General features: G+C 64.4%; 28 protein-coding genes. 20 read left to right on the top strand and 8 right to left on the bottom strand.

Features of this window, described 5'->3' with window-relative positions:
• Positions 1-8: 8 nt before the first annotated feature.
• A complete protein-coding gene (gene dxs, locus ACSBOB_RS24525; protein ID WP_442578671.1) occupies positions 9-1,922 on the top strand; it encodes a 1-deoxy-D-xylulose-5-phosphate synthase in 1,914 nt (637 codons plus the stop codon).
• Positions 1,923-2,013: 91 nt separating this feature from the next.
• Here the strand turns inward: dxs and ACSBOB_RS24520 are convergent, their stop codons facing one another.
• Positions 2,014-2,235 carry a hypothetical protein gene (locus tag ACSBOB_RS24520; protein ID WP_442578670.1) on the bottom strand — a complete coding sequence of 74 codons (222 nt, stop codon included), beginning with the start codon at positions 2,233-2,235 and terminating at the stop codon, positions 2,014-2,016.
• 227 nt (positions 2,236-2,462) lie between these two features.
• On the opposite strand from ACSBOB_RS24520, the gene ACSBOB_RS24515 reads away from it, so the two are divergent.
• The 5 genes from ACSBOB_RS24515 (at position 2,463) to ACSBOB_RS24495 (ending at position 6,524) form a co-directional block, all read left to right on the top strand.
• Positions 2,463-2,783 carry a hypothetical protein gene (locus tag ACSBOB_RS24515; protein ID WP_442578669.1) on the top strand — a complete coding sequence of 107 codons (321 nt, stop codon included), beginning with the start codon at positions 2,463-2,465 and terminating at the stop codon, positions 2,781-2,783.
• A gap of 791 nt (positions 2,784-3,574) precedes the next feature.
• Positions 3,575-4,342: a TlyA family RNA methyltransferase gene (locus tag ACSBOB_RS24510; RefSeq protein ID WP_442578668.1), complete on the top strand. Its 768-nt coding sequence runs from the start codon at positions 3,575-3,577 to the stop codon at positions 4,340-4,342.
• Entirely contained in the window at positions 4,339-5,577 is a 1,239-nt protein-coding gene (locus tag ACSBOB_RS24505; protein WP_442578667.1) for a class I SAM-dependent RNA methyltransferase, read from the top strand. Before ACSBOB_RS24510 ends, ACSBOB_RS24505 begins: the two co-directional genes overlap by 4 nt.
• Before the next feature lie 67 nt (positions 5,578-5,644).
• Positions 5,645-6,016: an MbcA/ParS/Xre antitoxin family protein gene (locus tag ACSBOB_RS24500; protein ID WP_442578666.1), complete on the top strand. Its 372-nt coding sequence runs from the start codon at positions 5,645-5,647 to the stop codon at positions 6,014-6,016.
• The gene (locus ACSBOB_RS24495) at positions 6,009-6,524 is read left to right on the top strand and encodes an RES family NAD+ phosphorylase (RefSeq protein ID WP_442578665.1); all 516 of its coding nucleotides are present in this window, start codon (positions 6,009-6,011) and stop codon (positions 6,522-6,524) included. The genes ACSBOB_RS24500 and ACSBOB_RS24495 overlap by 8 nt, the downstream gene beginning before the upstream one ends.
• Before the next feature lie 11 nt (positions 6,525-6,535).
• Here ACSBOB_RS24495 and ACSBOB_RS24490 read toward each other — a convergent pair whose 3' ends face one another.
• The 4 genes from ACSBOB_RS24490 to tldD all read right to left on the bottom strand — a co-directional run bounded on the left by ACSBOB_RS24490 (position 6,536) and on the right by tldD (position 11,153).
• Positions 6,536-7,693 carry an MFS transporter gene (locus ACSBOB_RS24490; protein ID WP_442578664.1) on the bottom strand — a complete coding sequence of 386 codons (1,158 nt, stop codon included), beginning with the start codon at positions 7,691-7,693 and terminating at the stop codon, positions 6,536-6,538.
• Positions 7,690-9,021: a protease gene (locus ACSBOB_RS24485; protein WP_442578663.1), complete on the bottom strand. Its 1,332-nt coding sequence runs from the start codon at positions 9,019-9,021 to the stop codon at positions 7,690-7,692. The genes ACSBOB_RS24490 and ACSBOB_RS24485 overlap by 4 nt, the downstream gene beginning before the upstream one ends.
• 213 nt (positions 9,022-9,234) lie before the next feature.
• Entirely contained in the window at positions 9,235-9,672 is a 438-nt protein-coding gene (locus ACSBOB_RS24480; RefSeq protein WP_442578662.1) for a YybH family protein, read from the bottom strand.
• A gap of 65 nt (positions 9,673-9,737) precedes the next feature.
• Positions 9,738-11,153 carry a metalloprotease TldD gene (tldD, locus tag ACSBOB_RS24475; RefSeq protein ID WP_442578661.1) on the bottom strand — a complete coding sequence of 472 codons (1,416 nt, stop codon included), beginning with the start codon at positions 11,151-11,153 and terminating at the stop codon, positions 9,738-9,740.
• Between the two features lie 219 nt (positions 11,154-11,372).
• On the opposite strand from tldD, the gene ACSBOB_RS24470 reads away from it, so the two are divergent.
• A complete protein-coding gene (locus ACSBOB_RS24470; RefSeq protein WP_442578660.1) occupies positions 11,373-11,570 on the top strand; it encodes a type II toxin-antitoxin system RelE/ParE family toxin in 198 nt (65 codons plus the stop codon).
• Positions 11,571-11,572: 2 nt separating this feature from the next.
• Positions 11,573-11,860: an addiction module antidote protein gene (locus ACSBOB_RS24465; protein WP_442578659.1), complete on the top strand. Its 288-nt coding sequence runs from the start codon at positions 11,573-11,575 to the stop codon at positions 11,858-11,860.
• A gap of 129 nt (positions 11,861-11,989) precedes the next feature.
• Here ACSBOB_RS24465 and fae read toward each other — a convergent pair whose 3' ends face one another.
• Complete coding sequence (gene fae / locus ACSBOB_RS24460) at positions 11,990-12,529, bottom strand: formaldehyde-activating enzyme (RefSeq protein ID WP_442578658.1); 540 nt, start codon at positions 12,527-12,529, stop codon at positions 11,990-11,992.
• 100 nt (positions 12,530-12,629) lie between these two features.
• Positions 12,630-13,142 (bottom strand): invasion associated locus B family protein, encoded by a 513-nt coding sequence (locus ACSBOB_RS24455; RefSeq protein WP_442578657.1) that lies wholly within the window; start codon positions 13,140-13,142, stop codon positions 12,630-12,632.
• A gap of 270 nt (positions 13,143-13,412) precedes the next feature.
• Between ACSBOB_RS24455 and coxB the strand changes: the two genes are divergently transcribed.
• From coxB to rnhA, 12 genes are all read left to right on the top strand, one after another.
• Positions 13,413-14,282: a cytochrome c oxidase subunit II gene (gene coxB / locus ACSBOB_RS24450; protein ID WP_442578656.1), complete on the top strand. Its 870-nt coding sequence runs from the start codon at positions 13,413-13,415 to the stop codon at positions 14,280-14,282.
• A 44-nt stretch (positions 14,283-14,326) separates the two neighbouring features.
• Positions 14,327-15,979: a cytochrome c oxidase subunit I gene (gene ctaD / locus ACSBOB_RS24445; protein ID WP_442578655.1), complete on the top strand. Its 1,653-nt coding sequence runs from the start codon at positions 14,327-14,329 to the stop codon at positions 15,977-15,979.
• Positions 15,980-16,051: 72 nt separating this feature from the next.
• Positions 16,052-16,996, top strand: coding sequence for a heme o synthase (locus ACSBOB_RS24440; RefSeq protein ID WP_442578654.1), 945 nt, complete (start codon positions 16,052-16,054; stop codon positions 16,994-16,996).
• A gap of 5 nt (positions 16,997-17,001) precedes the next feature.
• The gene (locus ACSBOB_RS24435) at positions 17,002-17,157 is read left to right on the top strand and encodes a hypothetical protein (RefSeq protein WP_442578653.1); all 156 of its coding nucleotides are present in this window, start codon (positions 17,002-17,004) and stop codon (positions 17,155-17,157) included.
• 3 nt (positions 17,158-17,160) lie between these two features.
• A complete protein-coding gene (locus ACSBOB_RS24430) occupies positions 17,161-17,784 on the top strand; it encodes a cytochrome c oxidase assembly protein (RefSeq protein ID WP_442578652.1) in 624 nt (207 codons plus the stop codon).
• Position 17,785: 1 nt separating this feature from the next.
• Positions 17,786-18,676 carry a cytochrome c oxidase subunit 3 gene (locus tag ACSBOB_RS24425; RefSeq protein ID WP_442578651.1) on the top strand — a complete coding sequence of 297 codons (891 nt, stop codon included), beginning with the start codon at positions 17,786-17,788 and terminating at the stop codon, positions 18,674-18,676.
• Positions 18,677-18,820: 144 nt separating this feature from the next.
• On the top strand, positions 18,821-19,303 hold the full coding sequence (locus tag ACSBOB_RS24420; protein ID WP_442578650.1) for a L,D-transpeptidase family protein: 483 nt from the start codon (positions 18,821-18,823) through the stop codon (positions 19,301-19,303).
• A gap of 7 nt (positions 19,304-19,310) precedes the next feature.
• A complete protein-coding gene (locus tag ACSBOB_RS24415; RefSeq protein ID WP_442578649.1) occupies positions 19,311-19,700 on the top strand; it encodes a DUF983 domain-containing protein in 390 nt (129 codons plus the stop codon).
• A 2-nt stretch (positions 19,701-19,702) separates the two neighbouring features.
• Positions 19,703-20,464 carry an SURF1 family protein gene (locus tag ACSBOB_RS24410; RefSeq protein ID WP_442578648.1) on the top strand — a complete coding sequence of 254 codons (762 nt, stop codon included), beginning with the start codon at positions 19,703-19,705 and terminating at the stop codon, positions 20,462-20,464.
• A 43-nt stretch (positions 20,465-20,507) separates the two neighbouring features.
• Positions 20,508-21,518 carry a 4-hydroxy-3-methylbut-2-enyl diphosphate reductase gene (gene ispH / locus ACSBOB_RS24405; protein ID WP_442578647.1) on the top strand — a complete coding sequence of 337 codons (1,011 nt, stop codon included), beginning with the start codon at positions 20,508-20,510 and terminating at the stop codon, positions 21,516-21,518.
• Positions 21,518-22,477: a homoserine kinase gene (locus tag ACSBOB_RS24400; RefSeq protein WP_442578646.1), complete on the top strand. Its 960-nt coding sequence runs from the start codon at positions 21,518-21,520 to the stop codon at positions 22,475-22,477. Before ispH ends, ACSBOB_RS24400 begins: the two co-directional genes overlap by 1 nt.
• Complete coding sequence (gene rnhA / locus ACSBOB_RS24395) at positions 22,474-23,046, top strand: ribonuclease HI (protein ID WP_442578645.1); 573 nt, start codon at positions 22,474-22,476, stop codon at positions 23,044-23,046. Before ACSBOB_RS24400 ends, rnhA begins: the two co-directional genes overlap by 4 nt.
• Before the next feature lie 16 nt (positions 23,047-23,062).
• Here rnhA and ACSBOB_RS24390 read toward each other — a convergent pair whose 3' ends face one another.
• Positions 23,063-23,548, bottom strand: a complete 486-nt coding sequence (locus ACSBOB_RS24390; RefSeq protein WP_442578644.1) for a peroxiredoxin — start codon at positions 23,546-23,548, stop codon at positions 23,063-23,065.
• Positions 23,549-23,602 lie beyond the last annotated feature (54 nt).

The raw sequence follows: 23,602 nt of genomic DNA, 5'->3' as shown, positions 1-23,602 counted from the left end.
CAGAGAAATTGAACCAACCGCCCAAAACCCCGCTTCTCGACAGGGTTCGTATACCCTCGGACCTTCGCGCCCTGCCGGAAAGCGATCTGCCGCAATTGGCTGATGAACTGCGCTCGGAACTGATCGACGCCGTCTCGATCACCGGCGGGCATCTCGGCGCCGGTCTCGGCGTGGTCGAGCTGACGGTGGCGTTGCACTATGTCTTCGACACGCCCGCTGACCGCCTGATCTGGGACGTCGGCCACCAGGCCTATCCGCACAAGATCCTGACCGGCCGCCGCGAGCGCATCCGCACGCTGCGCACCGAGAACGGCTTGTCCGGCTTCACCCGTCGGGCCGAGAGCGAATACGATCCTTTCGGCGCTGCCCATTCCTCGACCTCGATCTCGGCCGGGCTCGGCATGGCGGTGGCACGCGACCTGAAGGGCGGCCGCAACAACGTCATCGCCGTCATCGGCGACGGCGCCATGTCGGCCGGCATGGCCTATGAGGCGATGAACAATGCCGGCGCGCTGAACGCCCGGCTGATCGTCATCCTCAACGACAACGATATGTCGATCGCCCCGCCGACCGGCGCCATGAGCGCCTATCTGGCGCGGCTGGCCTCCGGCCGCACCTATATGGGCTTCCGCGATTTCGGCAAGAAACTGACGTCCTATCTCGGCAAGCGCGTCGACCGCGCCGTCACCCGCGCCGTGGAACATGCGCGCGGCTACGTCACCGGTGGCACGATGTTCGAGGAACTCGGTTTCTACCACATCGGCCCGATCGACGGACACAATCTCGATCACCTGGTTCCAGTGCTGAAGAACGTCCGCGACAATGGCGACGGGCCGGTGCTGATCCATGTCGTCACCCAGAAGGGCAAGGGCTACGGTCCGGCCGAAGCCGCCAGCGACAAATATCACGGCGTCAACAAGTTCGACGTGATCACCGGCGCGCAGGCAAAAGCCCCTGCGAATGCACCGAGTTACACGAAAGTCTTCGCCGACAGCCTGATCCAGGAGGCTCGCGAGGACGACAGGATCGTTGCTATCACCGCGGCGATGCCGTCCGGCACAGGCCTCGATTTCTTCGGCGAGGTATTCCCGTCGCGCACCTTCGATGTCGGCATCGCCGAGCAGCATGCCGTCACCTTTGCCGCCGGCCTCGCCTCCGAGGGGCTGAAGCCCTTTGCGACCATCTATTCCACCTTTTTGCAACGCGCCTACGACCAGGTCGTGCACGACGTGGCGATCCAGAAGCTGCCGGTACGCTTCCCGATCGACCGCGCCGGTTTCGTCGGCGCCGACGGCCCGACGCATTGCGGCGCCTTCGACACGACCTACCTCGCCAGCCTGCCCGGTTTCGTCGTCATGGCGGCGGCCGACGAGGCGGAACTCCGCCACATGGTGCGCACCGCCGCTGCTTACGACGACGGCCCGATCGCCTTCCGCTATCCGCGCGGCAACGGCGTCGGCGTCGACATGCCGGAGCGCGGCAGCGTGTTGGAAATCGGCAAGGGCCGCATCCTGCGGGAAGGCACCAAGGTGGCGCTGCTGTCCTTCGGCACAAGGCTGCAGGATTGCCTGCTCGCCGCCGAGGAGCTTGGCGCGCTTGGCTTGTCGACGACGGTCGCCGATGCGCGCTTCGCAAAACCGCTCGACGAGGATCTGGTGCGCCGTCTGGCGGCCGGGCATGAGGTGCTGATCACCGTCGAGGAGAACGCCATCGGCGGTTTCGCAACGCAGGTCCTGCATTTCCTGGCGCGCGAAGGCATGCTGGAACATGGCCTGAAGATCCGTCCGCTGATCCTGCCGGATGCCTTCGTCGAGCATGCCAAGCCGGAAAAGATGTATGCCGATGCCGGGCTGGACAGTGACGGCATCGTGTCCACCGTCTTTCAGGCGCTTGGCCGTTCGGCACAATCCGCATCGGCCTAGCGCGATCCAGCCCATCCGTTAGGGTGCGAGATAAATGCCGGCATCTCATTTCGAGGCCGGATACCCGGCCGCGAGTTCATGAATGTGGCGGTCAATGGTCGGCATTGACTGTCATGTAAAGAGCCTCAAGGATTTGATCTCCTTCTGCCGAGATTGAAATCAGGCAAGGATCATCCCATTCGTTCTGAAAGAGGAAGCTGCATCCACCAAACCTGTACGTGGTCAAAGTCGGATACTGTTGCGCTTCAGCTTCGCCAAAGCGTTTGCGAATGGCCGACGCAACGGCGGGAAGGTCGCCGGTGTCGAATTCCAACGAACGATGTCCGGTTGACAGCTGGAGCAATGTGACCGCCATGGCCTATGGATGAGGTCAGGTTGTTCCTGGATCAAGCGATTTCGGTCTTCTTATGGGCGCCTTGGGTATCGTCTTAGTTCGGCGATTATTGATTTCCCTTTTGATTACCGTGTTTTTTGGCCGCTTGTTCATGCGTCTTCTGCATAGTCCCGCCCGGCGAGAGGGCGATGATGACTGGCAGATATTTGGTTTTCGGCGCGGCGATGCTGCCGGCTCTGTCGGCGGCCGCGATGGATCAGCCCAGATACGATTTGAAGCTGGAGAGAGCGGCGATGGACGTGATCGCAGCCAAGATCGGCGACATACGGCCGGGCTTCGGTTATGGCCAAAGACCGATATTCGTGATGCAAGCGGACCGTCCTGCAAACTTGGAGGAGCGCGCCGCATCCTGGCGCGCTCTCTCATCCAACCCCGAGTCTCAGGCGGCGGCGAACGGATCGATCTGGAATGCTCCCGATGGGTCGGAACTGGAAGCTCGAAGGCCAGCCCGCGTCATTCGGGATTGAGCCGTTGGACAGCCGGAATTGGGGAATAAAATTTCCCGCCGGGCAGAATGATTTTTGTGCGGGCGGCTTGAACCTCCGCTAACGGATTGAAATCGCTGACGCACGTTCCTCGTTCGCGGGCGTTTTGCCTGCCTCCCCCATCTTTCTTTTCCCCGCCCCTGACACCTTCCGCATAATGCCGTCAGTTTCTCCCGCCGGGAACGCTTCCGGAGTCGTTCGTTAGCGGGGAGAGACCGGCGCCTCCGTCATGTTGCCGACGAAGCAGCATGGCCGGGGAGGCTTTGTCCGAAGGTCCTCCCTCCGCAACTACGTGCGGTGTGCGCTGGACGACGCGCTTAAGCACGGCCAGCCGAGGCGAAAGCCGGAGCCGGAGCTGTCGCGAAGCAGGACGGGATGGAGCCCAAAGTCGCCGGCGGGGGTGAGGAATGGTCCGCGAAACGGACGAAAAGCCAACGATTTGGCTTTTCGAATGACGAACGCCCGTAGCGAAGGCGCAGGGCCGAATTAGCGCCACGTATTGATTAAATTAGGAGGCACGGCCTCGCGCCCCACTTCCCGGACCCCCTCGCCAATGAGGGTTTTCTCCCAACAATGGCCAGGGCGGATTTCCGCGGCGTGGCAACGGGGAGGGCTGCATGCAAGGCTGCATGCCGGGGACAGTTTACTTTTATCCCAGGAAAGGCTCTGCGCCGGACGGGTTGGCGCGAGGGGATAAAAGTAAACTGTCCCCGGCATTGTGGACGCGGGCCGCTCCGCTTGCCATCGCCGGCTGTATTCGCCAAGGAGACGCCATGACGGCGCAAAACACGACGGACACGAGAATGCGGCTGGACGAACTTCTCGTCCGGCGCGGCTTTTTCGCCAGCCGCTCGCGCGCCCGCGACGCGGTCGAGCGGGCCACGGTGAAGGTCGGGGGCATCACCGAGACCAGACCCGGCACAGCGGTCGACGCCGCGGTCACGATTGAGGTCGACGATCCCGCTCGCGCCTATGTCTCCCGCGCCGCGCTCAAGCTCGTGGCCGGCCTCGATCATTTCGGCCTGGACGCGGCCGGCGCCGTCGCGCTCGATATCGGCGCTTCGACCGGCGGTTTCACGCAGGTTCTGCTGGAGCGGGGCGCAAAGCATGTCCTTGCCGTCGACGTTGGCCACGGCCAGATCGCGCCCACGCTGGCTGCCGATCCCCGCGTGACCGTTCGAGAAGGCTTGAATGCGCGGGACCTGACCTCCGGCGATCTCGGCGGGAACGCGCCCGATTTCATCGTCTCCGACGTGAGCTTCATTTCACTGAAGCTCGCTCTGCCGCCGGCCTTGTCGCTGGCGCCGCCTGGCGCCAGGGGAGTTTTCCTGGTCAAGCCGCAATTCGAGGCAGGCCGCGAGGCGATCGGCAAGGGGGGCATCCTCAGGGATCCCGAAGAAGGCCCGCGGGTCGCCCGGACGATTTCGGCATGGCTTGATGGCGTGCCCGGCTGGCGCGCGCTCGGCCTGCATGATTCGCCGATCGCGGGCGGCGACGGCAACCGCGAATTCCTGCTCGGCGGGATCAAGGATCGACCATGACCGAATTGCTCATCGACCGTCTCGGCGCGCAGGCCGATGGCATCGCCGAAACGCCGCAAGGGACGGTCTACGTGCCGTTCGTCCTGCCGGGTGAGCGCGTCAACGCGGCGATCGAGGGCAGCAAGGGCACGCTGATGGCCCTGCTGGAAACCTCTCCGGATCGGATCGAACCGGCGTGCCGGCATTTCACCGAGTGCGGAGGCTGCGCGATCCAGCATCTGGCGCCAGTGCCCTATCGTGCGTGGAAGCGCGACAAATTGGTCCAGTCGCTCGCCTCGCGCGGCATCGATGTTCCTGTCCCCGACATCGTGCCGGCCGCACCGCGCTCGCGCCGTCGCGCCGTGTTTTCGGCGCGGCGCGCGGAGAGGGGAGCGGTTCTCGGCTACAACCGCGCCGCCTCGCACACCATCATCGACATCGAGGAATGCCCGATCGTCTTGCCGGAGATCGAGTCTTCGCTGGGCATGCTGCGCGCGCTGGCGGCAATTCTCGTGAACACGCGGGATGCGTTCCACCTGACCGTCACCTGGACAGCGACTGGCCTGGATATCGCGGCCGAGGGCGCCGGCAAGATGCCCGATGCGGCCCGCCGCCGCGCCTCGGATTTCGCGATCCGCGAGAACATCGCCCGCTTGTCGCTGGACGGCGAGATCGTCGTCGAGCAGAGGAAGCCCGTCGTTCAGTTCGGCACGGCCTCGGTGGTCCCGCCGTCCGGCGGATTTCTGCAGGCTGTCGAAGCGGCCGAGGATGCCATGGCCGGCATTGCGACCGCACACCTGCGCCGCGCGAAAAAGATCGCCGACCTGTTCGCCGGCGCCGGCGCCTTCGCCTTGCGGCTCGCGCAAACCGCCGAGGTCCACGCCGTCGAAGGCGAAGCCGCCGCCCTTGCGGCGCTCGATCGCGGCTTCCGTTCGAAGCCTGGTCTTCGGCGCGTGACGGTGGAGAAGCGCGACCTGTTCCGCCGGCCACTGACCTTCAAGGAACTGAACGCCTTCGACGGCGTGCTGTTCGATCCGCCGCGCGCCGGTGCTGAGGACCAGTCGAAGCAGATCGCGAAGTCGGATGTGCCCTACGTCGTCGCCGTCTCCTGTAATCCCGTCACCCTCGCCCGCGACCTGCGCATCCTGTTGGACGAAGGCTACGCGCTGAAATCCGTCACGCCGGTCGACCAGTTCCTGTGGTCGCCGCATGTCGAGGCGGTGGCGCTTCTGGAGAAGCCAAGGCGAAGGCGATAACCTTGAAAAAGACGCCGATTGATCGCATATTGAGCGCCAAGATATCAATTCGTGTAAGGAATATGTCATGAGCAGCGTGGCATTGGGAACCTCGACAGCACGGTTCGGCGCGGAAAACACACCTTTCCTGTCGGCGCGAAACGTCGCCGAGCGCCTTGGCGTGACCTTGACCGAACTGGCAGGCATGATCGGCGTCGCCCGCAACACGCTGGTCGCCAAGACCGGTGCGCGAAAAGTCGATTCGGCGCTGAGCCCGGTCGTGCGCATCCTGGCGATGGCGAGCGAAATGGCGGGCGGCGAGGACCGCGCGGCGATCTGGTTCAAGCACCAGCCGATCCCCGGCTGGGCCGGCAAGACGGCCTACGATCTGGTCAGCGAAGGCAAGGCGGACAAGGTGCTCGCCTATCTGGAGGCCGTGCGTTCCGGCGTCTATGCCTGAACCGGCGGCGCCTGGCCTGACGCTGTGGCGGGCCTTCGTCCCGCGCTGGTCCTACCTGCCGCTATCGGGCGAGGGGGCGGCGCGGTTCGGCGGCCGCTGGAACCCGGTTGGCGCGCCGACGATCTACGCGGCCCGCGAGCTTTCGACGGCCTGGGCGGAATACAATCAGGGTTTTGTCCAGCATCCGGCGCTGATCGCCCGGTTCGAACTGACCGGCGCAGCGCTCGCCGACCTGACCGATGCCGCGGAGATGAATCGGCTGGGACTTTCGCCAGATATCCACCGCTACGAATGGCGTGCGATCATGGATGCGGGCGAGGTGCCGGAAACCCACGCCTTGCGCGAAAGGCTGCTCGTCGCGGGGATGGACGGCGTGATCTACCCGTCCTTCATGTCTCCCGGCGGTACCTGCGTGGCGCTATGGCGCTGGGCGGAGCCGTCGAAGGCTCGGCTGGAGGTGGTGGACCCCGAAGGCAGGCTGCCGAAGTCGCCGGCCTCGTGGATATGAGCCGATCCGTTTCAGCCTTCCCTGTGGCCCTTCAGGATCGCGAACACCATGAACGCGGCGCAGGCCGCGGCGGCGAAGAAGGTCAGGCCGTGCGTCGTCGTCTGCATCGCCGCGCCGGCCAGCAGCGGGCCGGCGAGGGCTCCGACGCCCCACATCAGGCCCATGGCCGCATAGATGCCGACCAGTTCCGTCCCCTTGAAGCGGCTGCCGACGATCGTCAGCACGATCGTGTAGATGCCGACGAAGGCGCCACCCCAGAGGAACAGCACGGCATAGGTGACGATCTCGTTCTGAAGCGCGAGCGGCCAGATCAGGGCTCCGCCCGCGGCCGTGGCGGCGAGCGCGACCAGAAGCCTCCCCCGGTTCATCTTGTCGCCGAGCCAGCCGATCGGAAGCTGCAGCAGGATGGCCCCGATCATCATGCATGACATCAACTGCGTCGCCTGGCCTTCCGGCCAGCCGAGGTTGATGGCGTAGATCGCGAGGAAGGAGAGGCCCGCCGTCTCGATGGCGGCATTGAGCACGGTGGCTGCCATCGCCACCGGCGCGAGGCGCATGAAGCGCAGAACGCCGCCGGCCTCCGGCTTCTCGAACGCAGGTTCCTCCGCCAGCGGCGAGATGACGAACAGGATCGATGCCAGCGCGACCGCTGCCCCGATCGCATAGGGTGCGAATCCGCTCGTTCCCGCCACCGACAGGATGAGCGGACCGAGGGCAAACCCGACGGAGAGAGAGGCCGTGTAGGCGGCCATGGAGCGGGCGCGGGTCTCCTCCGTGCTGAGGCTGTTGGTCCATGTCTCCGACAGGACGAAAAGAATCTCCGACGCCATGCCGAGCACCAGGCGTAGCGGGAACCACAGCCAGACCAGCGGCAGGGCCGGAAAGGCGAGAAGCGCGAGCGCTGCCGTCACCAGCGCCACGACGACGAGCCGCCGCATGCCGACGATGGCGACGAGGCGAGGCAGGATGACCGCGACGATCAGCACGCCGACGGCATGCATCGCCGCATTGGCGCCCACAATCGCCTCACCCAGCCCGCGCGCCGTCAGGTCGAGCGCGATCAGCGCCGCGCTGAGGCTGTAGGTCAGGCCGAACATGGTGGCCGTCGCGATGACCGCGGCGCGCCCGGCCACGGTCGACCTGCTTTTGCGTTCCGCATCTGCGCTCATGAGGGCTGTTCCGCCTTTCCGTCCGACAGCCGGGCGCGTCGCACGAAGTCTGCGAAGCGTACTGTCCAGTTCGTTTCCCGGGCCTCGACGATCCGGGCCATCGTATTGGCGTAGTCGAGCACGAGGCCCGGCGTCCATGTCATCGAGTCGGCGCGCTGGCAGATCGCCGCGGCGATCCACATATCCGGGTTGAACATCAGGCCGACGAAACGCATCCAGGCGAACCTGCTCGCCAGCGCGCCCTCCAGCGCGGCGTCGAGCGCCGAGGCGACGAGAACCGAGCAGTTGCGGTTGGTCAGATTGTAGGAATCGTCCTGCTTGTAACCGGCCCAGAAGGCCCGGAGCCGGCGCGGATTGTAATTCCTGAACTCGACCGAGGCGTCCGCCGGGCACCACTCGCCGCATTCATGCTCGTAGCTCGGCTGGAACCGCCCCTTGAAGTCGTTCTCGGACGTGCCTCGAAGCATCGCCAGGAAATCGCTCCGCGACCTGTCGACTTCGTGGTCGGGATAGTGGCTGATGTAGAGGTCCGGCTGCATCTCGATCGCCGCATGGCCGGTCGAGATGACCCCGTTGCCGTCGATCGCGACGATATAGCGGTCGACCAGCAGGCGGCGTTCCGCCTTGTAGGCCGAGCCGACCGGTGTCCACACGCGGACGGTGAGCGGGTGTTCTACGGCCTCCATCTCGTCCGGATCGACCAGCACGGGCGCGTTGTCGTACCAGCCGCGGCCGGCGAACAGCGGCAGCGCCAGCAGCGCCACCTCGCTTTCCAGCGTGCGCAGCATCAGGCCCAGCCGCACCAGCAGCCAGCCCCACAGCGCCAGCAGCAGCCCCATCGAAAGATGCACGCCGCGGTCGTGCGAAACGGGCCATTGGACGACGATCGCCAGCGCGAGCAGCAGTTCCACCGCCGCTACCAGCACCATCATGCGCCAGCGCGGGTAGCGCACGACCAGCGCGAACGTCAGGCGCCACACCCCGTCCAGTCCGAATGCCGCGCCGAACAGAATGGCTGAGGCCGCGTCGGCATGCTCGGAAAGGCCTATCAGGAGTGCCCCGATCAGCACGAAACCCGCCGCCTTCAGGATCGTCGCCAGCCTTGCGGTGCCTTTCATGTGGCCGAGAAAACCGGCCGCGAGCGACAGGACGCCGTTGGCAATGAACACAAGGCCGAGCACGTCGCGCGTGAAGCCTGTGATCCCGGCGGATGCGTTGACCGCGAGGAGCAGGGCGAGCGCGATGAGCGCTGCGCCCAGGCCGGCCACGACATACCATCGCGACTGGAACGCCCGCGGCCCGATCAGCAAGAACGCCAGTTTGAGCATTTCCCCATCCGCAACGCCGGCTGGCAACCCAGGCCCGTCGGCACGGCTGCCATCACTTGGCAGTGGGGGCAAGCATGTCCAGCGTCCGTCGACCTACCGGGCATCAGTGATATTGGGGAAAGGGTTAAGGAAAAATGGCAGGCCGTCGATGCCGCGCCTTTGGGATGAAACGACGGGTGACGCCGCGGCCGATCCTCGCCTGCCCGCGGTGGCCTATTCGTTCTGGAATGCCATGAAGCGGATGATGCGCCAGACGCCGTCCGCTTCCTTGCGAAAAACATCGAGCCCGGACTCCGTCGAGGCCTCGTTTCCCGGCGAGACCGTCAGCGTCCATTGCAGCCGCACGATCGCGAGGTCGCCCTCGACAATCACCTCCTTGATGTCGGCGGCATAGCGGAATTTGCGCGCCGGATCGTGCATGACCCTTGAGATGAGCTTGCAGCGTGTCTCATAATTCGTCTCGCCCTGGCCCTGGGTGTCGGAAACCAGATCCTTGGAGAACAGCCCGCAGGCGGCGTCGGTGCGGCCTTCGTTGAAATCCTCCGCCCAATTATGCAACCGCGAGCGGATATCGGCCGCGTCGTCGGCCAAGGCCGACGGGGCCGATAATGCAAACAGGCAAAAACTCGCGGCGAGCGCGTGAAATTTCATGGCTTGGCCCATCGGCGCGTCCCGCAGGAGGCCCCGCAACGACACTACCACCGAAGCCGTGTTCGCTAAACCCGCGTCCCGCCCAGCGTCATCTGGTTCATGCGCAAATGCGGCTGGCCGACGCCGACCGGAACGCCCTGGCCGGCCTTGCCGCACATGCCGATGCCGGTGTCGAGTTTCATGTCGTTGCCGACCATCGACACGCGGTGCATAGCGTCCGGCCCGTTGCCGATCAGCATGGCGCCCTTGATCGGCTGCGTCACCTTGCCATCCTCGATCATGTAGGCCTCGGTGCAGCCGAACACGAATTTTCCCGACGTGATGTCGACCTGGCCGCCGCCGAAGGACACGGCGTAAACGCCGTTCTTCACCGAAGAAATGATCTCCTCCGGCGTATAGTTGCCGGCGGTCATGTAGGTGTTGGTCATGCGCGGCATGGGCTGGTGCGCATAGCTCTCGCGCCTGCCGTTGCCCGTGGCGTTCATGCCCATCAGCCGGGCGTTCTGCCGGTCCTGCATGTAGCCGACCAGCTTGCCGTCCTCGATCAGAACCGTGCGGTTGGTGGGCGTGCCTTCGTCGTCGACGGTGAGCGAGCCGCGCCGCTCGGAAATCGTGCCGTCATCGACGACGGTGACGCCCTTGGCCGCCACCTGCTGGCCCAGCAGGCCGGCGAAGGCGGAGGTCTTTTTGCGGTTGAAATCGCCTTCCAGCCCGTGCCCGACCGCCTCGTGCAGCATCACGCCCGGCCAGCCGGAGGACAGCACGATGTCGAAGGTTCCGGCTGGCGCCGGGATCGCCGCCAGATTGACCAGCGCCTGCCGCAGCGCCTCCTGCGAAGCGTGTTTCCAGGAATCCTCGACCAGGAACTCGCCGAACCCTTTTCGGCCGCCCATGCCGTAGGAGCCGGATTCCTGCCGGTCGCCTTCGCCGACGACGACCGATACGTTCATGCGCACCAGCGGCCTCACGTCGCGCACCACCTGCCCGTCGGCGCGCACGATTTCCACCTGCTGCCACGACGACACAAGCGACGCGGTAACCTGCCGCACGCGAGAATCCTCGGCGCGCAGCCAGGCGTCGATTTCCTGCAGGAGCTTCGCCTTGCCCTCGAAGGAGGGCGAACCGGTCGGGTTCTCCTCGCCGTAAAGGTGCCGGTTGGTGCGCGGCGGCGCGTCGGCTAGGGTGCCGGAATAGCCGCCCTTCACCGCCGAGACGGCGTCGGACGCCCGCAGCAGCGCCGCATGGGACAGTTCGCTGGAATGCGCGTATCCCGTCGCCTCGCCGGCCACGGCCCGCAGGCCAAAACCTTGCTCGGTGTTGAAATTGGCGGTCTTCAGCCGGCCATTGTCGAACATCAGCGCTTCGCTCTCGCTGTATTCGAGGAAAAGCTCGCCATCGTCGGCGCCGCGGATCGTCTTGGCGACGAGCGATTTCACGTCGTCTTCGTCGACGTCGAATCGGCTGAGCAGGCTGTCTTGCATGATGGTTGTCCGTGGCGGGTGTTTCTTCACGCAAAGATAGGGGAGAGCGCAAGCGATTCCCACTACCCTGGCGTTAGGTCGTCGTATCATTGACTATTTGTAGCCCATAGGCTACAAATAGTCATGTTCGAAGTCCGCCAGACCACCGAATATGCGACCTAGTAATCGAGGCTGCGGGATATCAACGCCAAGGCGAGAATTGACGTTCGCATCAGGCGGATGTCGCTGGGTAATCTGGGAGATTCGAAATTTTTCGGTGGCATCGGCGAGGTCAGAATCGACTATGGCCCCGGCTACCGCATCTATTTTCTCAAACGTGGCAATGCCTTGATTGTCCTGCTCTGCGGTGGCGACAAGTCGACCCAAGTTTCGGATATTGCATCTGCCAAGGTCATCGCAGGGGGATGGAAGGAATGAAAATGGCGCCCGAGACAACCAGATGGGACGCTGTGGAGCATCTCGACAGCCCCGAGGCCATCGCCGCCTACATCGACGCTGCGATGGAGGATGGCGACCCGGCACTTATTTCAGCCGTTTTGGGTGACGTCGCCCGCGCCATCGGCATGACCCAGATCGCCAAGGATACGGGGATGTCGCGAGAATCCCTCTACCGCGCCTTGAGCGAGGAGGGCCGCCCGGAATTTGCGACCGTCGCCAAGGTCATGAAGGCTCTAGGCCTGCGGCTGTCCGCTGTCCCGGCGACTTGAGTTCCTAACTCATTCCGGCGGCGGCGCAACGTCGAGCGGCCGCTCCCGGAAAATCTTGGATTAAGCTGAACGCCAAGCCGGGCCCATTCAGGAGGGGATGATTAGCCCGCTGTCTTCAGCCGGGGGTCCTCAATAATCGATCACGCCCTCCAGCGCGTAATGCTTGACCGTCTTGCGGTTGGCGATCAGGTCCTCGACCGTCGGCTCGCCCTTCATGGCGCGGGCGATGGCCAGCTTGGTGGCTTCGTAGTTGGTGCGGTAGAGATCCTTGCGGTCGAGATTCTCGTCCTCGGCGCAGCGCGGATCGAGCCAGACCGTGATGATCATGCACAGATCGTCCACCTGATCGCGGGGAAGGATGTCTTCCGAAAGGCAATCGACGATGGCGTCGCCCATCGCGGCCTGCACCACGCCGCCGAGCAGTTCCGCATAGGCCATGTTCTTGATCGTGACCTTGGTGGTCATCATCGTCGGCGGCTTGACCGCCTGGTTGAGGTCGCGCACCACGAACATGCGGGTATGCCCTTTGACCTGTCCCATCATCGAGGCGAAGGCCTGTCCGACCGGTCCACGGATCGAGCCGATCACGATTTCGGGCATGGCGTCGGTAGCCTGGCCTTCGGCGGCCAGAACGGTCGCTTCGCCGGTACGCAGCCAGATGTCGGTCATGAATTTTCTCTCGATTGCGGGTTGGTGGATCAATTCAATCAGCCGCGGTCCTGCGGCCACAGTCGTCAGACCGACAAAACGGCGTACGGAATCCCGCCGCTCAGGGCAGGGCGGCGAAACCATCGCCGAAGCCCGAAAGATCGACCGGGATGCCGATGCCTTCCTCGGGCGTCTGGAACACGATGAACGTCGCGGCCTTGCCGGTCTTCAGCGTGTCGAGCAACTGCTTTTCGAGGATCACCTCGGCATAACAGCCGTCGCCGAAGCAGCGCACGAAATAGGCGCGGCCGATGTCTTTTCCGTCGACGTTGAGCCCGAGGCCGTTGGGCAAGAGCACGCCGAGCGGCGCCAGTACGCGCAGAATCTCGGCCTTGTTGTCGGCGGTGCGCAGCACGACGACGGACAGGCCCATCTCGGGCCGGTCCTCGGCGATCACGTTCTGCATCATCACGCACTGTTCGGCGGTGGCGCCGGCCGGCGTGTCGCAGATGATCGACCATGCGCCATGGGTTTCCTTCACCTTGCCGCTCTGCTGGGCAGAAGCGGGCAGGGCGATAAACAGGCTCGCGGCACCCAGAAGGGTGGCCAGGGCTTTTGAAAGGCCGGGTCTCATGGAGGCTCCGTTGCGAATCAAGGCGCTTTCCGCCGCAATGATGGCAACTATAGGACAGTTGCAAGGTCCGACCAGCCACCGACGCCGATTTGAGCGGATTTCGCCAATCCCGCGTCGAGCGGCGCGCGCAAAAATGCCGCAGACCGCCCCACCCTCCTTCCTTGCGGTCGGAAACAGAGTATGGTTTGAACCAGCAAAACCGGCGCTCGGGATTCCATTCTCGGGACCATGTCGATGCGCGACGGGCATCGAAGGGAGTTGAAGAGGGTGATGAAGAGAATCCTGACCGGCGCCGGCGCTTCGGCACTCATCCTGGGTTCGGCCGTGGCCGCGCTCGCCGACCAGCCGCATCCGTGGCAATGGCGTTTCCAGGAAGCCGCGACGCCGATCATGGAGCAGATCGAGTGGTTCGAGCGCTACACGCTCTGGTTCATCGTTCCGATCACGCTGCTGGTGCTGGCGCTTCTCGCCTATTGTATCTGGAAATTCCGCGCTAGCGTGAACCCGGTTGCGTCGCGGACCAGCCACAACACGGTGATCGAGGTTATCTGGACCGTCGGTCCGGTGGTCGTGCTGCTGGCATTGGCGATCCCGTCGTTCCAGCTGCTCACCGCCCAGTACAACCCGCCGGAAGAAGCCAGGCTCACCATCAAGGCCACGGGCAACCAGTGGAACTGGGACTACGAATACCAGGTCGAGCAGCCGCTTTCCTTCAATGCGGCGATCCTGCAGGAAGAAGACCGCGCCGCTGCCGGCAAGGAGGACAAGGCCAGGTATCCGCGCCTGCTCGCCGTCGACAACGAGGTCGTGGTGCCTGTGAAGACCACCGTGCGCGTGCTGGTGACGGCTGCCGACGTGATCCATGCCTTCGCCATGCCGGCCTTCGGAATCAAGACCGACGCCGTGCCGGGCCGCATCAACGAGGTCTGGTTCAACGCCGAGAAGGAGGGCCTCTACTACGGCCAATGCTCCGAGCTCTGCGGCAAGGACCATGCCTTCATGCCGATCGCCATCCGCGTCGTGTCGGACGAGCAGTACACGACGTGGCTTGCGGCCGCCCGCACCGACATGAACGGCGCCAACAAGGCGTTGATGGCCCAGGTCGACGGGCCGCAGGCGGTTTCGGTCGCCGGAAACTGACGCAAAGCGCGGCAAGTACCAAGGATTAGGGAACGGAGCGGAACATGGCAGGCGCTGCAGCTCACGACGACCATCACGAACACAAGCCGTATGGCTGGACGCGCTGGGTCTATTCGACCAACCACAAGGACATCGGTACGCTCTACCTGATCTTCGCGATCATGGCTGGCATCGTCGGCGGCTTCCTGTCGGTGATGATGCGCTGGGAACTGGCCGAGCCGGGCATCCAGATCTTCACCGGCCTCGCCGAGATGGTCTACGGCGTCACCGGCGATGCGGCCATCGACGGCGGCAAGAGCATGTACAACGCCTTCACCACGGCGCACGCGCTGATCATGATCTTCTTCATGGTCATGCCGGCCCTCATCGGCGGTTTTGCCAACTGGATGGTGCCGATCATGATCGGCGCGCCGGACATGGCGTTCCCGCGCATGAACAACATCTCGTTCTGGCTGCTGCCGCCCGCCTTCATCCTGCTCATTCTCTCGGCCTTCGTGCCGAGCGCGGCGGGCGCCTACGGCGTCGGCGGCGGCTGGACGATCTATCCTCCACTGTCGACGTCGGGCCAGCCCGGCCCGGCGATGGATTTGGCCATCCTGTCGCTGCACATTGCCGGCGCCTCGTCGATCCTCGGCGCGATCAACTTCATCACCACCATCTTCAACATGCGCGCGCCCGGCATGACGCTGCACAAGATGCCGCTGTTCGCCTGGTCGGTGCTGATCACCGCCTTCCTGCTGCTGCTCTCGCTGCCGGTGCTCGCAGGCGGCATCACCATGCTCTTGACCGACCGCAATTTCGGCACGACGTTCTTCGACCCGGCCGGCGGCGGCGATCCGATCCTGTTCCAGCACCTGTTCTGGTTCTTCGGTCACCCTGAGGTCTACATCCTGATCCTGCCGGGCTTCGGCATCGTCAGCCACATTATCTCGACCTTCTCCAAGAAGCCGATCTTCGGTTATCTCGGCATGGCCTACGCCATGGTCGCCATCGGCGCTGTCGGCTTCGTTGTGTGGGCGCACCACATGTACACCACCGGCATCTCGCTCGACACGCAGCGCTACTTCGTCTTCGCCACGATGGTCATCGCGGTGCCGACGGGCGTGAAGATCTTCTCCTGGATCGCCACCATGTGGGGCGGGTCGATCTCGATGCGCACGCCGATGCTGTGGGCGATCGGCTTCATCTTCCTGTTCACCGTGGGCGGCGTCACCGGCGTCCAGCTCGCCAATGCCGGCCTCGACCGCTCGCTGCACGACACCTATTACGTTGTCGCGCACTTCCACTACGTGCTGTCGCTCGGCGCCGTGTTCGCGATCTTCGCCGGCTGGTACTACTGGTTTCCCAAGATGACCGGCTACATGTATTCGCCGCTCATCGCCCGCACCCACTTCTGGATCACCTTCGTCGGCGTCAACCTGGTGTTTTTCCCGCAGCATTTCCTCGGCCTCGCCGGCATGCCGCGCCGCTACATCGACTATCCCGACGCCTTCGCTGGCTGGAACATGGTGTCGTCCTACGGCTCGTACCTGTCGTTCCTCGGCGTGTTCGTGTTCCTCTACGGCATCTTCGAGGCCTTCTCGAAGAAGCGCATCGCCGGCGCCAATCCGTGGGGCGAGGGTGCCACGACGCTGGAATGGCAGCTTCCCTCGCCGCCGCCCTACCATCAGTGGTCGGAACTGCCGAGAATCAAGTGACGGCCGCTTGAAAGATCGCTGACCGCCGGCGCGTGCCGGCGGTCGCAGCCAAACGGAAAAGACTTCTTACGCATGGCTTTCGTCGAGAAAACAGCACTGGAAGACGGTAATGCCGGCATGTCGGAAGCGACGGCCGGCGACTTCTTCGCGTTGCTCAAGCCTCGCGTCATGTCGCTGGTGGTGTTCACCGCCTTCGTCGGCCTCATGGCCGCTCCGGTCGCCGTAAACCCGTTCATAGCGGTGACGGCGATCCTGTCCATCGCCATCGGCGCCGGCGCGTCGGGCGCGCTCAACATGTGGTACGACGCCGATATCGATCGGCTGATGAAGCGCACGGTCAGCCGGCCGGTGCCGAGCGGCCGCGTAAAACCCGGTGAGGCCTTGGCCTTTGGCCTCGTGCTTTCGGTGCTCTCGGTGATGACGCTCGGCGTGTTCGTCGACTGGCTGGCGGCCTCGTTGCTTGCCTTCACCATCTTCTTCTACGCGGTCGTCTACACGATGTGGCTGAAGCGCTGGACGCCGCAGAACATCGTCATCGGCGGCGCCGCGGGCGCGTTTCCGCCGGTCATCGGCTGGGCGGCCGCGACCGGTTCAGTCGGCCTCGAGCCGATCGTTCTTTTCCTGATCATCTTCCTGTGGACGCCGCCGCATTTCTGGGCGCTGGCCTTGTTCAAGGCCGACGAATACGGCCGCGCCGGCATCCCGATGATGCCGAACGTCGCCGGCGTGGCGTCCACCCGCCGCCAGATATTCGCTTACGCGCTCGTTGTCGCGGTGGTCGGCGTCCTGCCCTGGCTGCTGGGTTATGTTGGCGCGGGCTACGGCGTTGTGGCCGCGGTGCTCGGCGCCGGGTTCGTCTGGTATGCTTGGCAGGTGCTGCGCATGGCCGACGCCGACCGCGTGATGCGGCCGGCAAAAATGCTGTTCGCCTACTCGCTGCTCTATCTGTTCGCGATCTTCGCCGCTTACCTGGCCGACAAGGTCATAGAGCGCGCGCTGGCGATACCGGGAGTTTAGCGGACATGGAACTCGAGACCATCAAGCCGACCGCGGCCCAACTCAAGGCGCGCCGCAGCCGATCGCTGGCGATCGCGCTGGCTCTTGGCGCCTTTGTGGTCGTCGTCTATGTGGTCAGCATCGTGCGCCTCGGCCCCGCCGTCATCGAGCGGAGTTTCTGAACGATGGCTGACGCGATTCCCACGCTGGATATCAAGACGCAACGCTCCAACCGCATGGTCGCGGCCGTCTGCGTCGCCTTCTTCGCCAGCATGGTGGGCGCGGCCTACGCGGCGGTGCCGCTCTATGCGATGTTCTGCCAGCTGACGGGTTATGGCGGCACCACCCAGCGGGTGACGCAATATTCCGATCGTGTTCTCGACCGCAAGATGACGATACGCTTCGACGCCAACGTGTCCGGCGGCGTGCCGTGGGATTTTCAGCCGGTGCAGCGCGACGTCACCATGAAGATCGGCGAGACCACGCAGATCGCCTACAGGGCGACCAACCTGTTCGACCGGCCGTCGGCGGGCCGCGCGACCTTCAACGTCACGCCCGAACTGGCCGGCGCCTATTTCAACAAGGTCGAGTGCTTCTGCTTCACCGACACGACGCTGAAAGGCGGCGAGACTCTGAATATGCCGGTTGTGTTCTACGTCGATCCGGCGATAGACGATGTGCCGGAACTGAAGAACATCAACACGATCACGCTTTCCTACACGCTCTTCCCGGTCGAGCCCGCTGCCCCCAAGGCGGTGGACGCGACCGGCAAGTCCGGTAAAACTGCCGACGAAAATATCGGGGGCTGACATGGCAGACGCGCACGCGAAACCGAATCACGACTACCACATCATCGACCCCAGCCCGTGGCCGTTCATCGGTTCGGTCGGCGCATTGCTGATGGCGATCGGCGGCGTTGCCTGGATGCAGTTCATGAAGGGCGGGAGTCTGCACCTCTTCGGGCTCGAACTGTCCAGCGCCCGCTACTTCATCTTCGCGATCGGGCTGCTGGTGGTGCTCTACACCATGTATGCGTGGTGGTCGGACACGATCAGGGAAGCCCATGAAGGGCATCACACCCGCGTCGTGTCGCTGCACCTGCGCTACGGCATGATCATGTTCATCGCCTCCGAGGTGATGTTCTTCGTCGCCTGGTTCTGGGCCTTCTTCGACGCCAGCCTGTTCCCCAACGAGGTGCATCAATATGCCCGTGCCGAGTTCACCGGCGGCGTCTGGCCGCCGAAGGGCATCGAGGTTCTCGATCCCTTCCACCTGCCGCTCTACAACACCATCATCCTGCTGCTGTCGGGCACGACGGTGACCTGGGCTCACCACGCGCTGATCCACGGCGACCGCAAGGGCCTGATCAACGGCCTCGCGCTGACGGTCGCGCTCGGCGTGCTGTTCTCCTTCGTCCAAGCCTACGAGTACATCCACGCGCCGTTCACCTTCCATGACTCGATCTACGGCGCCACCTTCTTCATGGCGACCGGCTTCCACGGCTTCCACGTGATCATCGGCACCATCTTCCTGCTGGTCTGCCTGATCCGGGCCATGAAGGGCGACTTCACGCCGAAGCAGCATTTCGGCTTCGAGGCGGCCGCATGGTACTGGCATTTCGTCGACGTGGTCTGGCTGTTCCTGTTCGCCAGCATCTATGTCTGGGCCTCGTCGGGAGCGACGATCGCGCACGGCCATTGAGGTCACGAAATCTCCTCGATCTCTGCAAAGGCGGCTGCGGCCGCCTTTCGCTTTTTCGGCGCAATCCGCATGCAGCGTTGGCACTTTCCCGCCGGGTGCCGTGCTCTGTTCGATTTACACCGACTCCTCCCCGTACCGACGGCCATGGCATGTCTGCTGATCGCGGCTTTTCTCGCCTCGAATTCTGCCGTTGCCGCCGCCGAAAAAGTCACCCTGGTCCGCGCCGACAAGTCCGAACGCACGCTTGAACTCATCGCCGGCGACAGGACCGTCCGTACCTACTATTTCGCGCTCGGCGCAAATCCGGTCGGCCACAAGCAGCAGCAGGGCGACGAGCGCACGCCGGAAGGCCGCTACCTGCTCGACTGGCGCAACCCCGACAGCATCGCCTTCCGATCCATCCACATCTCCTATCCGAACCAGGCTGACCGTGCCGCCGCCGCAGCCCGCGGTGTCGACCCTGGCGGCGACATCATGATTCATGGCCAGCCCAATGGCTGGGGCTGGTGGTCGTGGGCGCTGCAGTGGGTCGACTGGACGGACGGCTGCATTGGTGTGACGGATCGCGACATGGCGGAAATCTGGGATATGGTTCAGGACGGAACACCAATCGAGATCAATCCCTGAGACCGCCATGAACAATGAAGACAAGGTACACTGGCCGCCGGTCGACCCCTTCGGCGCGGGCCTGAAGGGGCGCTGCCCGCGTTGCGGCGAGGGGCGGCTGTTCTCCGGCTTCCTGACGGTCGCGCCGCGCTGCGGCGTCTGCCGGCTCGACTATTCCTTCGCGGACGCCGGCGACGGGCCAGCGGTGTTCGTCATCCTCATCATCGGCTTCGTCGTCGTCGGCCTGGCGCTGTGGATGGAGGTGACGCTCAATCCTCCGCTATGGCTGCATTTCCTCCTGTGGATTCCGCTGACCATCGCCCTATGTCTCACGGCGCTTCGCCTGATCAAGGGCGTGCTGATCACGCTGCAATACCGCAACAAGGCGGCGGAAGGCCGGCTCGACCGGCCGGAGTGAGCATGGCCGTAAACGCAAAGCGTGCCGACAGACCAGTCCCTTGGCTGCTGATGGTATTGGCGCTGATCGCCTTTGCCGCGCTGGTGGCGCTCGGCAGCTGGCAGTTGCAGAGATTGCAATGGAAGGACGGCCTGATCGCCACCATCCAGCAGCGGATTTCCGCGCCGCCGTCCTCAGTCGACGCGATCGAAGCGCAGTACCGGAGAGGCGGCGATGTCGACTACTGGCCCGTTGAAGTCAGCGGCACTTTCGTCAACGGCGCCGAACGGCACTTCTTCGCGACCTATGAGGGACGCTCCGGCTTTTATATCTACACGCCGTTGCGGCTGCCCTACGGGCGCTTCGTCTTCGTCAATCGCGGCTTCGTGCCCTACGAACTGAAGGAGCCTGCCAGTCGTCCGGCCTCGGCGGTGGAAGGCGAGGTGACCGTCAAGGGCCTGTCCCGCAACCGGCTGGACGTCAAGCCGTCCTATCTGGTGCCCGACAACGACCTGGCCAAGAACATATTCTACTGGAAGGACCTCGACGTCATGGCCGCGACCGCCGGGCTGCCGCGCCGGGCGGTGGTGCTGCCATTCTTCATCGACGCCGATGCAACGCCAAATCCCGGCGGCCTGCCGATCGGCGGCGTGACCATCGTCGACCTGCCCAACAACCATCTGCAATATGCGCTGACCTGGTACGGACTGGCCGCGGCGCTGGTCGGCGTCGTCTTCCTGTGGCTCTACGGCCGGCGCAAGCCGCGCGACACAGCCACGCCTTGACAGGGCAGGGGTCGACCCTTCAAGTCGGCGCCGGAAAACAACCATGCTCGCACCCGCCATCAAGCCCCCCCTGACGATCCGGCTCTGCCAGCCGCGCGGTTTTTGCGCGGGCGTGGATCGCGCCATCCAGATCGTCGTGCTGGCGCTGAAGAAATACGGCGCGCCGGTCTATGTCCGCCACGAGATCGTGCACAATCGCTACGTCGTCGAAGGGCTCCAGCAGCTCGGTGCTGTGTTCATCGAGGAGCTTCACGAGATCCCGGCCGAGCATCGCGATGCGCCGGTCGTGTTCTCCGCCCACGGCGTGCCGAAATCGGTCCCGGCGGATGCCGTGGAGCGCAATCTCTTCTATCTCGACGCGACCTGCCCGCTGGTGTCGAAAGTCCACAAGCAGGCGATGCGCCACCAGCGCCTCGGCCGCCATGTGCTGCTGATCGGCCATGGTGGGCATCCGGAGGTGATCGGCACGATGGGCCAGCTGCCGCCCGGCGCCGTCACGCTGATCGAGACCGAGGCCGATGTAGCCGCCTTGGAGCCCGCCGATCCGTCGGCGCTGGGTTTCGTCACCCAGACGACGTTGTCGGTCGAGGATACCGCCGGGCTGATCCGTGCTCTTCGGCAGCGCTTTCCCGAGCTTCACGCGGCCGCTGCCGAATCGATCTGCTACGCCACCACCAACCGCCAGGAAGCGGTGAAGGAGGCAGCCCCTGGCTCCGACCTTTTCCTCGTCGTCGGTGCGCCAAACTCGTCGAATTCCAGGCGCCTGGTCGAAGTCGCCGAGCGCGCCGGCGCAAAGATGTCGCTGCTGGTGCAGCGGGCTTCCGAGATTCCGTGGGATGGGATCGGCGGCATCGCGACGCTCGGCCTGTCGGCGGGCGCATCGGCGCCGGAGATCATCGTCGACGAGATCATCGACGCTTTTCGGGCACGCTTCGACGTGACGGTCGATCTCGCCATCACGGCGACGGAACTCGAGAACTTTCCGGTGATGCGGGCGCTCCGCGACGTGGAACTGACAGCGGCCGACATGGCCTTCGTGAATGGTAACAATTGATGGCCGTCTACACCGACGTTTCGGAAGGAGAACTGGGCGCCTTCCTCAAGAACTATGAGGTCGGTGAACTCCTCTCCTACAAGGGGATCGCCGAGGGTTCGGAGAATTCCAACTATCTGCTCCACACCTCCACCGGTCCGTATATCCTGACGCTCTACGAGAAGCGGGTGGAGCGCGACGACCTGCCGTTCTTCCTCGGCCTGATGGATCATCTGGCGAAGAAGGGCATCGTCTGCCCGTTGCCGGTGCACCGCAGGGACGGCGCCGTCATCGGCGAGGTTGCCGGGCGCGCGGCGGCGCTGATCACCTTCCTCGAAGGCATGTGGATGCGCCGCCCGACCGTCGCCCAATGCCGCGAGGTCGGCAAGGCTTTGGCGGCGCTGCATGTCGCCGGTGCGGATTTCCCGCTGACAAGGCCGAACGCCTTGCAGATAGACGGCTGGCGAAAACTCTGGGCTGGCGCCCGCGACCGCGCCGACGAGGTCGAGCCGGGCCTCGTGGCGGAGGTGGACAGGGACTTTGCTGAACTGGACCGCAATTGGCCGAAGAACCTGCCGTCGGGCGTCATCCACGCCGATCTCTTTCCCGACAACGTCTTCTTCCTTGGCCAGAAACTGTCGGGCCTGATCGACTTCTATTTCGCCTGCAACGATTTTTTCGCCTACGATCTCGCCACCTGCCTCAACGCATGGTGCTTCGAGAAGGACCATTCCTACAATCTCACCAAGAGCACGGCGCTGCTGGCCGGCTATCGGAGCGTGCGACCGCTGGAAGCCGCCGAGATCGACGCGCTGCCGCTGCTGGCGCAGGGCTCGGCTTTGCGTTTCATGCTGACGCGCCTTTACGACTGGCTGACCATCCCCGACGGTGCGCTGGTGCAGAAGCGCGATCCCCACGAATTCATCCGCCGGCTGCGTTTCCACCGGCAGGTCCGCTCGGCGTCGGAGTACGGGTTATGAAGCAGATCGATGTTTTTACCGACGGCGCTTGTTCGGGCAATCCCGGGCCGGGCGGCTGGGGTGCGATTCTGCGCTTCAACGAAACCGTGAAGGAACTGTCGGGCGGCGAGGCGCTGACCACCAACAACCGCATGGAACTGATGGCGGCGATCGAGGGCCTGAACGCGCTCAAGGAGCCGTGCGCGGTGAACCTCTACACCGACAGCAAATACGTCATGGACGGAATCTCGAAATGGATTCACGGCTGGAAGAAAAACGGCTGGAAGACGGCTGACAAGAAGCCGGTCAAGAACGGCGAACTCTGGCAGGGGCTGGACGAGGCCAACAAGCGCCACAAGGTGACGTGGCATTGGGTGAAGGGCCATGCCGGCCACCCGGAGAACGAACGGGCCGACGAACTCGCCCGGATGGGCATGGCGCCGTTCAAGGGGGCGCCGTTCCGGCCTTCGCAGACGGTGTCCTCCGTGGCAGCGCCTGCCAAGCCGCGTCCGGCCGCTGTCGCCACGGGTGAGGCCGTCCCGGCAAGGCCCGCGCCGCGAAAGCCGCGGCGCTCAAGCCAGAGTTACTGAGGCCGATAGAATAATCTCAAAGCTGTTCGAGCAGCTTGGCGGCGCCGGACGCGACGGCCTGGCCGGGTGCGTCCTCAATGTTGAGCGTCTCGACCTTGCCGTCATTGACGATCATCGAAAACCGCTTGGAGCGCAGGCCGAGACCGCCGGCGCTCAGATCCAGGTCGAGGCCGATCGACTTGACGAAGTCGCCATTGCCGTCCGCCAGGAACAGGATCTTGCCTTCGGCGCCGGTGAAGCGCGCCCAGGCGGCCATGACGTGCAGATCGTTGACCGCGAGCACGGCGATCGTGTCGACGCCGCGCGCCAGGATGGCGTCGTGGTTTTCCAGGTAGCCCGGCAAATGGTTGTTGCTGCAGGTCGGCGTGAAGGCGCCGGGGACGGCGAACAGCACGACCTTCTTGCCGGAGAACACGTCCGCCGTCGTCAACGACTTCGCGCCGTCCGCGGTCAAAACCTTGAAGCTTGCCTCGGGCAGCTTGTCGCCAACGGATATCGTCATGGTTTCCTCGGGAGTTGGTTTCAGGAAGTTCGCGTCGGATTACCCGCTATCCAG

The organism is Mesorhizobium sp. KACC 23794 (assembly GCF_052180275.1).
Classification (GTDB): Bacteria; Pseudomonadota; Alphaproteobacteria; order Rhizobiales; family Rhizobiaceae; genus Kumtagia.
The sequence above is the reverse complement of the archived record's forward strand: the minus strand, read 5'-3'. Positions and strand labels throughout refer to the sequence as shown.

Bases quoted from the DNA above. Each gene is read 5' to 3' on its own strand.
- ACSBOB_RS24510 (WP_442578668.1), top strand. From the start codon at position 3,575: ATGACGGCGCAAAACACGACGGACACGAGAATGCGGCTGGACGAACTT.
- ACSBOB_RS24505 (WP_442578667.1), top strand. From the start codon at position 4,339: ATGACCGAATTGCTCATCGACCGTCTCGGCGCGCAGGCCGATGGCATC.
- ACSBOB_RS24500 (WP_442578666.1), top strand. From the start codon at position 5,645: ATGAGCAGCGTGGCATTGGGAACCTCGACAGCACGGTTCGGCGCGGAA.
- ACSBOB_RS24495 (WP_442578665.1), top strand. From the start codon at position 6,009: ATGCCTGAACCGGCGGCGCCTGGCCTGACGCTGTGGCGGGCCTTCGTC.
- ACSBOB_RS24490 (WP_442578664.1), bottom strand. From the start codon at position 7,693: ATGAGCGCAGATGCGGAACGCAAAAGCAGGTCGACCGTGGCCGGGCGC.
- ACSBOB_RS24485 (WP_442578663.1), bottom strand. From the start codon at position 9,021: ATGCTCAAACTGGCGTTCTTGCTGATCGGGCCGCGGGCGTTCCAGTCG.
- ACSBOB_RS24480 (WP_442578662.1), bottom strand. From the start codon at position 9,672: ATGAAATTTCACGCGCTCGCCGCGAGTTTTTGCCTGTTTGCATTATCG.
- tldD (WP_442578661.1), bottom strand. From the start codon at position 11,153: ATGCAAGACAGCCTGCTCAGCCGATTCGACGTCGACGAAGACGACGTG.
- ACSBOB_RS24470 (WP_442578660.1), top strand. From the start codon at position 11,373: ATGTCGCTGGGTAATCTGGGAGATTCGAAATTTTTCGGTGGCATCGGC.
- ACSBOB_RS24465 (WP_442578659.1), top strand. From the start codon at position 11,573: ATGGCGCCCGAGACAACCAGATGGGACGCTGTGGAGCATCTCGACAGC.
- fae (WP_442578658.1), bottom strand. From the start codon at position 12,529: ATGACCGACATCTGGCTGCGTACCGGCGAAGCGACCGTTCTGGCCGCC.
- ACSBOB_RS24455 (WP_442578657.1), bottom strand. From the start codon at position 13,142: ATGAGACCCGGCCTTTCAAAAGCCCTGGCCACCCTTCTGGGTGCCGCG.
- coxB (WP_442578656.1), top strand. From the start codon at position 13,413: ATGAAGAGAATCCTGACCGGCGCCGGCGCTTCGGCACTCATCCTGGGT.
- ctaD (WP_442578655.1), top strand. From the start codon at position 14,327: ATGGCAGGCGCTGCAGCTCACGACGACCATCACGAACACAAGCCGTAT.
- ACSBOB_RS24440 (WP_442578654.1), top strand. From the start codon at position 16,052: ATGGCTTTCGTCGAGAAAACAGCACTGGAAGACGGTAATGCCGGCATG.
- ACSBOB_RS24435 (WP_442578653.1), top strand. From the start codon at position 17,002: ATGGAACTCGAGACCATCAAGCCGACCGCGGCCCAACTCAAGGCGCGC.
- ACSBOB_RS24430 (WP_442578652.1), top strand. From the start codon at position 17,161: ATGGCTGACGCGATTCCCACGCTGGATATCAAGACGCAACGCTCCAAC.
- ACSBOB_RS24425 (WP_442578651.1), top strand. From the start codon at position 17,786: ATGGCAGACGCGCACGCGAAACCGAATCACGACTACCACATCATCGAC.
- ACSBOB_RS24420 (WP_442578650.1), top strand. From the start codon at position 18,821: ATGGCATGTCTGCTGATCGCGGCTTTTCTCGCCTCGAATTCTGCCGTT.
- ACSBOB_RS24415 (WP_442578649.1), top strand. From the start codon at position 19,311: ATGAACAATGAAGACAAGGTACACTGGCCGCCGGTCGACCCCTTCGGC.
- ACSBOB_RS24410 (WP_442578648.1), top strand. From the start codon at position 19,703: ATGGCCGTAAACGCAAAGCGTGCCGACAGACCAGTCCCTTGGCTGCTG.
- ispH (WP_442578647.1), top strand. From the start codon at position 20,508: ATGCTCGCACCCGCCATCAAGCCCCCCCTGACGATCCGGCTCTGCCAG.
- ACSBOB_RS24400 (WP_442578646.1), top strand. From the start codon at position 21,518: ATGGCCGTCTACACCGACGTTTCGGAAGGAGAACTGGGCGCCTTCCTC.
- rnhA (WP_442578645.1), top strand. From the start codon at position 22,474: ATGAAGCAGATCGATGTTTTTACCGACGGCGCTTGTTCGGGCAATCCC.
- ACSBOB_RS24390 (WP_442578644.1), bottom strand. From the start codon at position 23,548: ATGACGATATCCGTTGGCGACAAGCTGCCCGAGGCAAGCTTCAAGGTT.